The 13,011-nt window shown below is 56.4% G+C and carries 12 protein-coding genes; 6 read left to right on the top strand and 6 right to left on the bottom strand.

The window, feature by feature from the left end; genetic code table 11:
* Positions 1-197: 197 nt before the first annotated feature.
* Positions 198-806, top strand: coding sequence for a 30S ribosomal protein S4 (gene rpsD / locus ACQ4N7_RS07855; protein WP_430711059.1), 609 nt, complete (start codon positions 198-200; stop codon positions 804-806).
* A gap of 202 nt (positions 807-1,008) precedes the next feature.
* The gene (locus tag ACQ4N7_RS07850) at positions 1,009-1,278 is read left to right on the top strand and encodes an HNH endonuclease (protein WP_430711058.1); all 270 of its coding nucleotides are present in this window, start codon (positions 1,009-1,011) and stop codon (positions 1,276-1,278) included.
* Here the strand turns inward: ACQ4N7_RS07850 and ACQ4N7_RS07845 are convergent.
* Both ACQ4N7_RS07845 and ACQ4N7_RS07840 read right to left on the bottom strand, forming a co-directional pair.
* Positions 1,269-1,802 carry a universal stress protein gene (locus tag ACQ4N7_RS07845; protein WP_430711057.1) on the bottom strand — a complete coding sequence of 178 codons (534 nt, stop codon included), beginning with the start codon at positions 1,800-1,802 and terminating at the stop codon, positions 1,269-1,271. The genes ACQ4N7_RS07850 and ACQ4N7_RS07845 overlap by 10 nt on opposite strands.
* A 198-nt stretch (positions 1,803-2,000) precedes the next feature.
* A complete protein-coding gene (locus ACQ4N7_RS07840) occupies positions 2,001-3,110 on the bottom strand; it encodes a metal ABC transporter solute-binding protein, Zn/Mn family (protein WP_430711056.1) in 1,110 nt (369 codons plus the stop codon).
* An 81-nt stretch (positions 3,111-3,191) separates the two neighbouring features.
* Between ACQ4N7_RS07840 and ACQ4N7_RS07835 the strand changes: the two genes are divergently transcribed.
* Positions 3,192-3,935 (top strand): metal ABC transporter ATP-binding protein, encoded by a 744-nt coding sequence (locus ACQ4N7_RS07835; protein WP_430711055.1) that lies wholly within the window; start codon positions 3,192-3,194, stop codon positions 3,933-3,935.
* A gap of 254 nt (positions 3,936-4,189) precedes the next feature.
* On the opposite strand, the gene ACQ4N7_RS07830 is transcribed toward ACQ4N7_RS07835, so the two are convergent.
* The 4 genes from ACQ4N7_RS07830 to psaA all read right to left on the bottom strand — a co-directional run bounded on the left by ACQ4N7_RS07830 (position 4,190) and on the right by psaA (position 9,579).
* A complete protein-coding gene (locus ACQ4N7_RS07830) occupies positions 4,190-4,591 on the bottom strand; it encodes a helix-turn-helix domain-containing protein (RefSeq protein ID WP_430711054.1) in 402 nt (133 codons plus the stop codon).
* Positions 4,575-4,874 (bottom strand): type II toxin-antitoxin system HigB family toxin, encoded by a 300-nt coding sequence (locus ACQ4N7_RS07825; protein ID WP_430711053.1) that lies wholly within the window; start codon positions 4,872-4,874, stop codon positions 4,575-4,577. Before ACQ4N7_RS07825 ends, ACQ4N7_RS07830 begins: the two co-directional genes overlap by 17 nt.
* A 135-nt stretch (positions 4,875-5,009) precedes the next feature.
* The gene (psaB, locus tag ACQ4N7_RS07820; RefSeq protein WP_430711052.1) at positions 5,010-7,211 is read right to left on the bottom strand and encodes a photosystem I core protein PsaB; all 2,202 of its coding nucleotides are present in this window, start codon (positions 7,209-7,211) and stop codon (positions 5,010-5,012) included.
* Between the two features lie 103 nt (positions 7,212-7,314).
* Positions 7,315-9,579, bottom strand: a complete 2,265-nt coding sequence (psaA, locus tag ACQ4N7_RS07815) for a photosystem I core protein PsaA (protein ID WP_430711051.1) — start codon at positions 9,577-9,579, stop codon at positions 7,315-7,317.
* 809 nt (positions 9,580-10,388) lie between these two features.
* On the opposite strand from psaA, the gene ACQ4N7_RS07810 reads away from it, so the two are divergent.
* The 3 genes from ACQ4N7_RS07810 (at position 10,389) to ACQ4N7_RS07800 (ending at position 13,003) form a co-directional block, all read left to right on the top strand.
* Complete coding sequence (locus ACQ4N7_RS07810) at positions 10,389-10,832, top strand: NUDIX hydrolase (protein WP_430711050.1); 444 nt, start codon at positions 10,389-10,391, stop codon at positions 10,830-10,832.
* Positions 10,833-10,862: 30 nt separating this feature from the next.
* Positions 10,863-11,621: a M48 family metallopeptidase gene (locus ACQ4N7_RS07805; protein ID WP_430711049.1), complete on the top strand. Its 759-nt coding sequence runs from the start codon at positions 10,863-10,865 to the stop codon at positions 11,619-11,621.
* Between the two features lie 311 nt (positions 11,622-11,932).
* Positions 11,933-13,003 carry a tocopherol cyclase family protein gene (locus ACQ4N7_RS07800; protein WP_430711048.1) on the top strand — a complete coding sequence of 357 codons (1,071 nt, stop codon included), beginning with the start codon at positions 11,933-11,935 and terminating at the stop codon, positions 13,001-13,003.
* Positions 13,004-13,011 lie beyond the last annotated feature (8 nt).

Here is a 13,011-nt window from a genome sequence, read left to right as displayed (position 1 = left end):
CAGCCATAGCCCATGCTATTTAATTCAATGCAAAATTTGCGTGGGGAAGACGCCCTGCCAGTCATTGGCCTTTAGAGCGCTTCAGCCCAGAACTAGAGGGCACCTGCCATTACTAATTTCTGCTCTAAGCCATTGTCTCTTGCGCCTAATGACGCTAAGATTAATATCTTTGGAAATTGTTCGGAGAGTAAACGTTTATGGCGCGATACAGAGGCGCTCGCCTGCGGGTTGTACGCCGCTTGGGTGAGCTACCGGGTCTGTCCCGCAAATCCCCCCGCAAGGCTTATCCGCCTGGGCAGCACGGCCAAGACCGCAAGAAAAAGTCTGAGTACGCGGTGCGGCTAGAAGAAAAGCAAAAGCTGCGCTTCAACTACGGCCTGACCGAAAAGCAGCTGCTGCGCTACGTCAAGAAAGCCCGTCGTGCCGGTGGTTCGACCGGTTTGGTCATTTTGCAGCTGCTTGAGATGCGGCTCGACAATACTGTTTTTCGACTTGGCTTTGGGCCGACTATTCCCTCGGCTCGGCAGGTGGTCAACCACGGCCACATCTGCGTCAATGGCCGCGTGGTATCTATCCCCAGCTACCAGTGCCGCCCTGGTGACGTAATCACCGTGCGCGATCGCGACGCCTCCAAGAAGCTGGTTGAAGCCAACCTGGAGTTTCCTGGCTTGGCCAACGTGCCTGCCCACCTCGAACTCGACAAAGCCAAGCTGACAGCCAAAGTCAATGGCGTCATTGAGCGTGAGTGGGTAGCTCTCAACATCAACGAGCTGCTGGTGGTTGAGTACTACTCCCGTAAGGCCTAAGGCTGCTGGCCCTTACCAAATTGTAGTTTGCTGGCCGATCAGGCCTATCGCTTACCGCCCATAACGCATTACTCTGAATAGATTATTCTTGGTCCCTGGCCCGTCAGCTAGGGGCCATTTATTTTGGCTGTTTAGTTACTCAACGGGCAAGAACGGGCTCGATTCGTCAGAATGAAAGCGTCATGTTTGCAGGCAATGCCCTATGCCGTGCCAGCTGTGCCACCGCCCCACCGAGCTCACCGAACATCACCTGGTGCCGCGCCAGTATACTCGACGGCGCAAACTGCCCCCTAGCGATACGGTGTTGCTGTGTCGCCCCTGTCACAAACACATTCACACGCTGTTTGATAACCACACTCTGGCGCGCCAGTTCAACACCCTAGAACGTCTTCAGGCCGAACCCAGGCTCCAAAAGTTTGTCGCCTGGGTGAGCAAACAGCAGCCCGATAAACGTGTTAGAAGCTATCGGTAGGTGGTGGCGCTGGCCACTGCGGTGGCCAGGGTAGCGGTTGCGTCGGGAGTACTGTGCACCACCAAAACTGAACACTCGGCGTGGTGCATGACGTAATTGCTGACGCTGCCCAGCAGCAGCTCTCGAATTCCTCGACGACCGTGGCTACCCACTATGATCAAATCGGCCTGCCACGAGCTAGCCGCGCTGCAAATCGTGGCGGCGGGTTCGCCAGCGTTTTGGGTAAATTCTGCGTTTACTCCAGCGCTACGAGCCGTTTCTAGCTCTTGCCGCAGTTGGGCAATCCCCTGAGCTTCAAATTCTTCCCAGCGCTTTTGGTACAGCCGCCAGGTCGAGTCTTCGAGCACCGGGTAATAGGCCTGGTACGAGCGAATGGGAATGCCTGGGCTGCCTTCTTCGTAGGCTGAAAGCACGTGGCACAGCATGAGTTCGGCCCCGGTGGCACGGGCAAGGTCAAGCGCTTTTTCGAATACGGCTTGGCGATGGGTTGAGTTGTCGAGAGCAACCAAAATTTTCTTAAACATGGCGGTGTGTCTCCAGGTGTACAGGCCCGCGTTTTAGGCTCTCTGAAAATTCAGCGCTAGAGACAGTGGGGGAGCCAGGCCAGCGGCGTTCGGCTACCCCTTCATTATAAAAAGATGGCTAGCCCAATTCCGCTGGCCGTAACAATGTCTTACGGTAGGCTCTGGTGTAAGACGCTCTCGGCAGGCGTATTCAGAGTGCTACAGCGGTGCACTGGCGCGATCGCAGTTGCCCCCCAGGGCCTCTACCACCGTGCAGGTGTTAGCCACCAGCATGGCCTGGACGGTGTCGGCATCGCTCCCCGGTTCACCGGGGCCTTCGACATACAGGGGTTGTTCGGCGACCGCCACTCCGGCATCTTTGGCCACCGATTCGATCAGCTCTGGGTTGGTTGTGTTCTCAGCAAAAATAGCGGGTGCCTGCGCGGCCTTCACCTGATCGACTAAGGCCGTCAGCGCCCCAGGAGTAGGTTTTTGGTCGGTAGACAGGCCGCTGAGCGCACCTTTGACCTCAAAGCCATAGGCATCGGCAAAGTAGCCAAACGCCTCATGGGTAGTCACTAGCTGCCGCTGATTGGCTGGCACAGTGGCTACCTGAGCCTGAATCCAGCGATCGATTTCGGCAAACTGACTGGCCAGGCGATCGGCATTCTCGCTGTAGAACGCGGCCTGATCGGGATTGACCTGGGCCAGCGCTTCAGCAATTACTGTCGCCATAGCCGCGTTGTGGACAGCGTTGTGCCACACGTGCGGATCAGGTACTAGCTCAGCGTCTGTCGTAGTGCTGTGAGTATCCTCATCGCCATGCTCGTGGTCGTGTGCCGCCTCGGTGCTGTGCTCATCCCCATCATTGTAATTAGCTTCAGTTCCATGGTCGTGGTCATGGGCTGCACCCATGAGCGGGTTGGGCACCGCGGCCTCGTAGACAGCTACCCGTTCAGCAGCAGTCGAGCTGTCTTGAACCATGGCAATGAGGCGGGGAGCCGCGCTGTAGCCGTCGTAGAGAATGAGGTCGGCTTGCTCGATCGCCTGGCGATCGGAGGGTTTGACCTGGTAAGTATGGGGGTCGACGCCCGGCTCTAGTAGGCAGGTGAGCGCTACCGTTGTTTCAGCAACCTGCTCAGTCAAATCGCAGATCACGCTAGTGGATGCTACCACGACAGGCCCTTCAGTCTCAGTTGCTGCCGCATCGCCACCTGGTGGCGTAACGGCTGCGTCGTCACCACTGCAGCCAACCAGGCCCAGGGCCAGCACTAGCCCAAGGTACCTAGCCCAGCGACCCACCGCCGCTGTTTCTATGTTTAAAAACATTGCCCTTTCCTCCTAGCAATGGCCAGAAATGAATAACTCGACTACTATGATAGTGATAATGGTTATCATTTTATGGGTGCCATGCTAGAGGTTCAAAACCTGTCTGTCAACTACCGGGGCGTTGTAGCCCTGGAGGATGTTTCGCTGTCGGTAGGGGCGGGGGAACTGGTGGGGTTGATTGGCCCCAACGGGGCAGGCAAGAGCACCCTCATGCAGGCCATGCTGGGGCTGGTGCCCAGCCGAGGGCAGGTGCTATTTCAGGGGGTGCCGCTGCGGCGGCGGCGGCAGGCGATCGCCTACGTACCCCAGCGATCGCGCATCGACTGGGACTACCCCATTACTGCCGGTCAAGTAGCGATGATGGCTCAGTCTGCCCTGGCAGGTTGGTGTCGCCAGCCCAGTCAATCCGCCAAACAGCGGGTTACCGTAGCTCTAGAGCGGGTGGATATGCTGCACCTGTGCGATCGCCCTATCGGTCAACTCTCGGGTGGCCAGCAGCAGCGCGTGTTTCTGGCCCGTGCCCTGGCCCAGGGAGCCGATCTGCTCCTTTTAGATGAACCTTTCACCGGCATCGACAAAAAAACTGAAGCCCTCATGCTGGGCATTTTTGCCGAACTACAGGCCGAGGGCAAAACTTTGGTAGTTTGCAACCACGAGTGGGGCGACGCGCTGCACCGCTACGATCGCCTGCTGCTGCTCAACCGCCGCCTGCTCGCCAACGACACCCCCGCTGCCGTTATGACCTTCGACAACATTCAGCGCGCCTACGGCCAGGGTCCACAAGTGAGTCACACCCGCAGCGCCTACGCCGACTTTTTTTGCTAAGTGGAAGAGCTAAATTAAACCCAGCTTAAATTGCCGACTTTTTTCCCTTCGGGACACACTTTGTGTCCGCGATAGCGTTGCGGAGCAAAACGACTCTGCTCAACCCTCTGCTCAGCACCGGATTGAGCAGAGGGTGAGGTTGAAATGCGTCTTATAGATAATCAAACCTACTTACTTAGTTGAGGCGGCAAAGAAGGTAATTCTAGTCCGTGCTCATAACAGTTTTAGTTCTCTTACGCTTTGTAAAGTTCTATTCACTCGATAAATAGACTGGGTGAAACTTTGAAGCGATCAGATAAAATTTTTGCTTCTGCTTCACTAATAGCTCTTGTGCCATTCACAATTTCTTGCACAACGCTGCTAGAACCAATCAGACCCACTAGATCAGCTGATTTGGTATTACTAGCTTCCAAAATATGGTTGAGAACCTCTATCGGCGATGCCTCTGACATAGCGTAATGTTCTGCCTCATAGGCTTCTACTAGCAAAACTAGTAGCTTATACAGGGCCGTTTGTTCAACCGTTCTACTTTGGTTGAAAGCCAACGACTCTACGACGTCTAGAGTTTGCTCATATTCCTCCTCAGTTTCGATAATTTTTGGAGTGAACTGGGATAGCAAGTCAGTATAGATGGCTCGATCAAAAGTAAGGGTCATTTTTCCACTTATCCTTGTCGTAGTCAGCGTGAGTCAAAAGATATTTGTAGAAAATAGTCTGGCTGCCATAGTCAATTCCAACAATTAAACGGTATTTATTTCCCTTGATGTTAAAGACAGTGAAGTTGCCAACGGCTTCAGCATCTCGATAGATTTTTCTGACATCTTCGAGGTTCTCCCAACAAGCCTTCTTAGCTACGCTATACCAGGCTTCAATCACCTGCTTTACGTCAGGATATTTAGCTACATCACTCCGAAGCTTACGAATTGAGATTAAGTGCATCAAGATGGCCTAGAGCTAGGCTTCTAACCATCATAGCCTCGCCAAGAGTTGGATTGAGGGCATACCACAACATAAAACAAACCTCCCCAGTGAAGACCACTGGGGAGGTTTAAGGGCTTACCTAACTAACCCAACCTAGCCAAAGCGGCTTGATGTTGAAGCTATCAGGAAGGCGGCGTAGGTGAGGATGTAACCCACGGTAAAGTGAGCCAGACCCACCACTCGACCCTGAATGATCGACATGGCAACGGGCTTGTCCTTCCAGCGAACCAGGTTCGCCAGGGGAGTGCGCTCGTGGGCCCAGACTAGAGTTTCAATCAGCTCTTGCCAGTAGCCCCGCCAGGAGATCAGGAACATGAAGCCGGTGGCCCAAACCAGGTGTCCAAAAAGGAACATCCAGGCCCAGACGGCGAGGTTATTCATGCCGTAGGGGTTGTAGCCGTTGATCAGCTGCGACGAGTTCAGCCACAGGTAGTCCCGTAGCCAGCCCATCAGGTAGTTCGACGACTCATTGAACTGGGCGACGTTGCCGCTCCAGATGCTGAGATGCTTCCAGTGCCAGTAGAAGGTGACCCAGCCAATGGTGTTCAGCATCCAGAACATCGCCAGGTAGAACGAATCCCACGCGGAGATGTCGCAGGTGCCACCCCGACCGGGGCCGTCGCAGGGGAAGCTGTAGCCGAAGTCTTTCTTGTCGGGCATCAGCTTCGAGCCACGGGCATCCAGCGCACCCTTGACTAAGATCAAGGTGGTGGTGTGCAGACCCAGGGCGATCGCATGGTGAACCAGGAAGTCGCCAGGGCCAATGGTCAGAAACAGCGAGTTGGCGTTGCTGTTGATGGCCTCAAACCAGCCGGGTAGCCAAACGGCATTGGCGGTTTGGGTCACGCTGTCGGGGTTCGACAACAGGGTATCGAAGCCGTAGAGCACTTTGCCCGAGGCGGCCTGCACCCACTGAGCAAACACAGGCTCAACCAGGATCTGCTTTTCGGGGGTGCCAAAGGCAACCACCACGTCGTTGTGTACGTACAGACCCAGGGTGTGGAAGCCCAGGAACAGCGATACCCAGCTCAGGTGAGAGATAATCGCTTCTTTATGCTGCAGAACGCGATCGAGGACGTTGTTCTTGTTAGCAACGGGGTCGTAATCACGCACCAAGAAGATCGCACCGTGGGCAAAGGCCCCCACCATGATGAAGCCAGCGATGTACTGATGGTGGGTATAGAGAGCCGCCTGGGTGGTGTAGTCCTTAGCCATGAAGGCGTAGGGGGGCAGCGCGTACATGTGCTGCGCTACCAGGGAAGTGACCACGCCCAATGAAGCCAGAGCCAGAGCTAGCTGGAAGTGCAGCGAGTTGTTCAAGGTGTCGTAGAGACCCTTGTGGCCCTCACCCAAACCGCCAGCAGGGGGTTTGTGAGCATTCAAGATTTCCTTGATGCTGTGGCCAATGCCAAAGTTGGTGCGGTACATGTGCCCGGCGATGATGAAGATCACCGCGATCGCCAGGTGGTGGTGGGCCATGTCCGTCAGCCAGAGAGACTCGGTCTGAGGATGGAAGCCACCCAGGAAGGTCAGAATCGCAGAACCAGACCCGGTCGCCGTACCAAAGATATGGCTAGAGGTATCGGGGTTCTGGGCATAGACTCCCCAGTTACCGGTGAAGAAGGGCATCAAACCTTCAGGGTGGGGCTTCATCGAGAGGAAGTTGTCCCAACCCACGTGGACACCGCGAGACTCGGGGATAGCCACGTGTACCAGGTGACCGGTCCAAGCCAGCGAGCTAACCCCAAACAGACCAGCCAGGTGGTGGTTGAGGCGAGACTCGGCGTTTTTGAACCAGGACAGGCTGGGGCGAAACTTGGGCTGCAGGTGCAGCCAGCCCGCGAACAGGAAGACCGCCGACAGAATCAGCAGGAAAACAGCGCCCGTATAGAGGTCGTTGTTAGTACGCATACCGATGGTGTACCACCAGTGATAAACGCCCGAGAAAGCGATGTTCACTGGGGTCGAAGACCCGGCCTGGGAGAAGGCATCTACCGCAGGTTGACCAAAGTGGGGATCCCAAATTGCGTGAGCGATCGGTTTAACGTTGAGCGGATCTTTGATCCACTGTTCAAAGTTGCCTTGCCAGGCGACGTGGAACAGGTTGCCCGACGTCCACAGGAAGATGATTGCCAGGTGGCCAAAGTGGGAGGCGAAAATCTTTTGGTAAAGATTTTCCTCCGTCATGCCGTCGTGGCTTTCAAAGTCGTGGGCGGTAGCAATCCCGTACCAGATCCGCCTGGTGGTCGGATCGGCAGCCAGGTCCTGGCTAAATTTAGGGAATTTAGTTGCCATGAATCAAAACGGATTCTAGTACGACATTTGAGTCATGAGTGCGGTTGGTAGGGGCGCAGAGCTGGCGCTCGAAGCGCCCCCAGGAGATTCCATGACGAGAAACCTAGCCCACCGCGATAATTCGAGCCAGGAAGAAGGCCCAGGTCGTGGCAATACCGCCAAGGAGGTAGTGGGCCACACCCACAGCTCGGCCCTGAGTGATGCTCAGCGCCCGAGGCTGAATGGCAGGAGCCACCTTCAGCTTGCTGTGCGCCCAGACGATGGACTCAATCAGCTCTTGCCAGTAGCCGCGACCGCTGAACAAGAACATCAGGCTAAAGGCCCAGACAAAGTGCGCACCCAAGAACATCAACCCGTAGGCCGACAGCGCCGAGCCGTAGGAGCCAATCACCTGCGAGGCCTGCGCCCAGAGGAAGTCGCGCAACCAGCCGTTAATCGTGATGGCACTGGCCGCAAAGTTGCCGCCCGTGATGTGACTCACCGTGCCATCGGGGCTGACCGTGCCCCAGATGTCTGACTGCATCTTCCAGCTGAAGTGGAAAATCACAATCGAGATCGAGTTGTACATCCAGAACAGGCCGAGGAACACGTGGTCCCAACCGGAAACCTGACAGGTGCCGCCCCGACCGGGACCGTCACAGGGGAACCGGAAGCCCAGTTCGCCTTTGTCGGGAATCAGCCTGGAACTGCGAGCAAACAGTACGCCCTTGAGCAGGATCAGTGCCGTCACGTGGATGGTGAAGGCGTGGATGTGGTGCACCATGAAGTCGGCGGTGCCGAGGGCCATGGGCATCATCGCCACTTTGCCGGCCACAGCTACCCCAGCACCACCGAAGACGGGGCTGACGCTAGCCAGCGCGTTGGGCGCGGTATTGCCAGCGGCAGCGGCGTGAAAGCCCTGCACCCACTGGGCAAAGATCGGCTGTAGCTGAATCGCCGTATCCGAGAACATGTCCTGGGGACGACCCAGGGCCCGCATGGTGTCGTTGTGGATGTACAGACCAAAGCTGTGGAAGCCCAGGAAGATACACACCCAGTTCAGGTGCGAGATGATCGCATCGCGCGAGCGCAGCATGCGGTCTAGCGCATTGTCTCTATTCACTGCCGGGTCGTAGTCACGCACCATAAAGATGGCGGCGTGGGCACCGGCCCCCACAATCAGGAAGCCGCCAATCCACATGTGGTGGGTAAACAGCGACAGCTGGGTGGGGTAATCGGTGGCGATGTACGGATAGGGCGGCATGGCGTACATGTGGTGCGCCACGATGATCGTGAGAGAGCCAAGGATGGCCAGGTTGACCGCCAGCTGAGCGTGCCAGGAGGTGGTCAGGTCTTCGAACAGGCCCTGGTGACCGCGACCGCCAAACAGCAGTGGGTCGCCCTGGTGGTTGTCCAGAATCTCCTTCATGCTGTGGCCGATGCCCCAGTTGGTGCGGTACATGTGACCGGCAACAATAAAGAGCACGGCGAGCGCCAGGTGGTGGTGAGCCGTATCCGACAGCCAGAGGCCGCCAGTCACGGGGTTGAGACCACCTTTGAAGGTCAAAAAGTCAGCGTACACGCCCCAGTTGAGCGTAAAGAAGGGCTTCAACCCCTCAGCAAAGCTGGGGTAGAGGTCAGCCATCAAGGCTTTGTTAAGGATGAACTCGTGGGGCAGGGGAATATCCTGCGGTGCCACGCCAGCATCCAGCATTTTGTTAACAGGCAGCGCCACGTGGATTTGGTGCCCGGCCCAGCTCAGGCAGCCCAGACCGAGTAGGCCTGCCAGGTGGTGGTTCATCATTGATTCCACGTTTTGGAACCACTCCAGCTTGGGAGCCCGCTTGTGGTAGTGGAACCAGCCGGCAAACAGCATCAGGCCAGCCATTACCAGCGCCCCAATGGCGGTGACGTAGAGCTGGAAGCCATTGGTGAAGCCCGCAGCGCGCCACAGCTGGAATAAACCAGACGTAATTTGAATACCGTGGAAGCCACCGCCCACGTCGGCATTCAGGATCTCTTGACCGAAGATCGGCCAGACCACCTGAGCGCTGGGCTTGATGCCCGTGGGGTTGGTCATCCAGGCTTCGTAGTTTGAAAACTTAGCGCCATGGAAGTACATGCCGCTGAGCCAAATAAAGATGACGGCTAAGTGACCGAAGTGAGCGCTAAAGATTTTGCGCGAAATGTCTTCTAAATCACTGGTATGACTATCAAAATCGTGAGCGTCGGCGTGAAGGTTCCAAATCCAGGTGGTGGTTTTGGGTCCCTTAGCCAAAGTCCGATCAAAGTGACCCGGCTTGCCCCACCTCTCAAAAGAAGTAGGTACTGGATCCTTATCAACGATGACTTTGGCTTTCGCCTCCCGCTCGCGCGGGGTAGTTGTCATGGAGACTCTCCTCTCTCTAGACAAAAGCAAATCGAGAATCAATCGCCTTGGCTAAAACTGTACCCAGATGCGCGATCGCTTTTAGGCACAACCGATACTTAGGCGGTGATTGCTCTTGAGCATTATAGTCTCGCAATTTGACGCTTTTTGACGGCGGTTAACAATAATTCAATCTGCGGAACCCCTTGATCCATAAAGCTTCCAGAAATGCTCTGATCACAAAATTGATCTCTGAATCAGGCTTCTATTAACAAAACTCAATAAACAGCCGGGTCGATATCTCCAAAATGGCGGTTCGGCCCTCTTTTTGTTAATTAATGTTAATTATCAACGCCCAATGCTTGATCTTTGGCGGGTTGTGAAGGGCTTGAAGTTTGCGAAATGGTGGGCTTTGAGGCTGTAGCTGAGGGTACGACCATTAGGAGGCATCCACCATGACCAGGACTATTGACGCTAGCGGCAGCCCGATCGCGGTAAAGATCAATAACGCTGCGCCCATCTGTGAAGGGCGGGGATCGGGGCGGTAGCGAGGGGCTTGAGGCTAGCTCTAACTGTTACGTTCTTTTCGTTACATTCCCTTAATCTCACGTTCTTGCCCATGCGCTTGTGCAGTGCCTCGGACTTGAGCCCCAAAATCATCCTGGGTTGTAAGGCTCGCTATGGCGGACGGGCACGCTGCCGGGTATGCTTTCTCCACTCAGCCGCTGTCAGCAAGAAGTTGCTCTCACCCTGTCGCTGTAAGGTGCAGCGCAGTCTTGGGTGGAACATTCGGCAGCGTGGGACCAGCCCTATTGTGACGACCTCGTACTATGACTTCAAAACCTGAGGTGGCGATCGCCATTCTTTACCGGGGCGATCGCTACCTCTTACAGCTGCGTGACGACATTCCCACCATTGCCTGGCCGGGCCACTGGGCTTTCTTTGGCGGACACCTAGAGCCAGGAGAATCGCCTGATGTGGCAGTCTATCGGGAACTGCGGGAAGAAATTGGCTACGACGCGCCCCAGCTAGCGCTGTTTCAGCGATCGGAATCGGAAACTGTAGTGCGTCATGTTTACCACGGGCCGCTGGTAGTGCCGGTTGAGAGCCTGGTGCTGACGGAGGGGCTGGACTTAGGCCTGTGTAGCGTTGAGGACATTCGCCGGGGTCAGCGCTATTCTCCCCGCGCTGCTGAAGATCGTCCCATTGGGCCGCCCCACCAGCAATTTTTGCTCTCTTTTCTAGAGCAACGTAGGATAGAACAGGCTATCTAGATCAGATAGAGTGCCGTCTCCTGCTGCCCTATGGCTGAAATATCCGAACAGCTCCAGCTTTTTGCTGCTGACCCGGTGGCGCTGCCCGATTACCGGATTCGGGAAAGCAGCCGCGCTCGCCACGTCTCGATCAAGGTGCACCTCAACGGCCAGATTGAGGTGGTTGTTCCCAACGGGTTTGACCATGCTCAGGTGCCCGAGCTGCTGCATCGGCGGCGCGACTGGCTCTGGCGATCGCAGCTGCGCCTGGCCCACCAAACAGCAACCCTAGCTGACGAGCATTTTGAGGAGAAACCTGGCCAGATTGAGGTGCGATCGCGCCACCAGACCTGGGACGTCAGCTATCAACCTGCTTCCACCCGCACCCTGGCCATGACCCAGAGCGGCCCCCAAACCCTGCTGCTGCGCGGCCCTATCGACAATAGCGCCGCCTGTACCGATCTGCTGCGCCAGTGGCTCAGCCGTAAGGCCCGAGCCGAATTTGCCCCCTGGCTGCGCGAACTGAGTTTTGTGCTCAACCTGCCCTTTGACCGCATTTCTATTCGGGGGCAAAAAACCCGCTGGGCTAGCTGTTCGTCCAGCAAAAATATTAGCCTGAACTACAAGCTGCTGTTTTTGCCCCCCGAACTGGTTCACTACGTCTTTGTCCACGAGCTGTGCCACACGGTGCATATGAACCATTCCGCTGCCTTCTGGCAGCTGGTTGAAGAGAAGCAGCCCGGACACCAGCAGTACCGCGATGACATTCGCAACGGCTGGCAATACGTGCCGCGCTGGGTAGAAGAATAAGAATCTTTTTGGAGATATAGCTGCTTTAGGTAGCAGAGATCCTAGGCTGCCATGGGTGGTCGGTTAGAAACCAAATCTGCTGCTGGGGCCAGCGAAATGGCCCCAGACCCCCTTCGACCAGGGCCGTTCCGCCGCCCTGGACCCAACGGAAAGGACTAGCAGATCATCGGTTTAAACCTATGTTCTGTAAATCAATCTATCGGCAGCACTGAACCCTAAAGCCCCACTTATCTCATCCACACGCCTACCTATCTATTCATCCACCTATCCACTCCCCACCTCCCTCACGCCCTCACCTTCCTCACCCCTCTATGATCCACCCCCTCCAAACTCCTCACAGCGGCTACCACTGGGATGGCCGGGCCGATCGCTTTTTCGAAGGCTGGTACTTTCGCGTCACGCTGCCGCAGACGGGGCAAACCTTCGCCTTTATGTACTCCATTGAAGACCCGGCTGGGGGGCAGCCCAACAGCGGCGGCACGGCCCAAATTCTTGGCCCCGACGACGGCTACTTTTGCCGCACTTTTCCCGATGTATCGCAGTTTTGGGCCTGGAAGGAGGGGTTGGGGCTGGGGCACTGGCGAAGCAAACCCCAAACCAGTCTGCGGCTGCTGTCGACGTCAGAGTTTAGGCGGTACGTTGCCGAGGGGTATCAGGTGACGGCTACGCTACACCAGGGGTATTTGAATGATCCGGTTGTCGGTTCTGTGGCCTGGCAGTATCACACTGAGCCAGCGTACGGCTGGGCCAGTACGGGGCAGTCTCAGCAGTCTACCGCTGGTTTTCTCTCTAGCCTGCCCATTTTTGAACCCGGTTGGCAAATTTTGATGGCCCACGGCTACTCTACAGGGTGGATTGAGTGGCAGGGAAAGCGGCACGAGTTTACCAACGCCCCGGCCTACAGTGAAAAAAATTGGGGGCGATCGTTTCCGCAAAAGTGGTTTTGGGTCAACTGCAACGCCTTTGATGGCGTGGCCGACCTGGCCCTGACTGCTGGAGGCGGTCGCCGTCAGGTGCTGGGCTGGATGGAGTCGGTCGCTATGGTGGGCGTTCACTACGGCGGTCAGTTTTACGAGTTTGTGCCCTGGAATGCGCGGGTTACCTGGCACATTGACCCGTGGGGCTACTGGTACATGCGCTGCGATCGGTCAAACTACGCCGTTGAAGTAACGGGCACCACCGCCCTGCCCGGCATTCCGCTGCGTGCTCCTACCCGCCAGGGAATGATTTTCTGCTGCCGCGATACGGCGTTGGGGGATGTCAGCCTCAAACTGTGGCGGCGGCAGGGGGAGAATTTGGACCTAATTGTGGCGGCGAGCAGTGCCCAGGCGGGGTTAGAAGTCGGCGGCGGCCCCTGGGAGGAGCCCTGGATCAAAGATTGAAAACGCCC

Source organism: Nodosilinea sp. AN01ver1, assembly GCF_050565655.1.
Classification (GTDB): Bacteria; Cyanobacteriota; Cyanobacteriia; order Phormidesmidales; family Phormidesmidaceae; genus Nodosilinea.
The sequence above is the reverse complement of the archived record's forward strand: the minus strand, read 5'-3'. Positions and strand labels throughout refer to the sequence as shown.

Coding starts and splice junctions, on each gene's coding strand:
- rpsD (WP_430711059.1), top strand. CDS start 198: ATGGCGCGATACAGAGGCGCTCGCCTGCGGGTTGTACGCCGCTTGGGT.
- ACQ4N7_RS07850 (WP_430711058.1), top strand. CDS start 1,009: ATGCCGTGCCAGCTGTGCCACCGCCCCACCGAGCTCACCGAACATCAC.
- ACQ4N7_RS07845 (WP_430711057.1), bottom strand. CDS start 1,802: ATGTTTAAGAAAATTTTGGTTGCTCTCGACAACTCAACCCATCGCCAA.
- ACQ4N7_RS07840 (WP_430711056.1), bottom strand. CDS start 3,110: ATGTTTTTAAACATAGAAACAGCGGCGGTGGGTCGCTGGGCTAGGTAC.
- ACQ4N7_RS07835 (WP_430711055.1), top strand. CDS start 3,192: ATGCTAGAGGTTCAAAACCTGTCTGTCAACTACCGGGGCGTTGTAGCC.
- ACQ4N7_RS07830 (WP_430711054.1), bottom strand. CDS start 4,591: ATGACCCTTACTTTTGATCGAGCCATCTATACTGACTTGCTATCCCAG.
- ACQ4N7_RS07825 (WP_430711053.1), bottom strand. CDS start 4,874: ATGCACTTAATCTCAATTCGTAAGCTTCGGAGTGATGTAGCTAAATAT.
- psaB (WP_430711052.1), bottom strand. CDS start 7,211: ATGGCAACTAAATTCCCTAAATTTAGCCAGGACCTGGCTGCCGATCCG.
- psaA (WP_430711051.1), bottom strand. CDS start 9,579: ATGACAACTACCCCGCGCGAGCGGGAGGCGAAAGCCAAAGTCATCGTT.
- ACQ4N7_RS07810 (WP_430711050.1), top strand. CDS start 10,389: ATGACTTCAAAACCTGAGGTGGCGATCGCCATTCTTTACCGGGGCGAT.
- ACQ4N7_RS07805 (WP_430711049.1), top strand. CDS start 10,863: ATGGCTGAAATATCCGAACAGCTCCAGCTTTTTGCTGCTGACCCGGTG.
- ACQ4N7_RS07800 (WP_430711048.1), top strand. CDS start 11,933: ATGATCCACCCCCTCCAAACTCCTCACAGCGGCTACCACTGGGATGGC.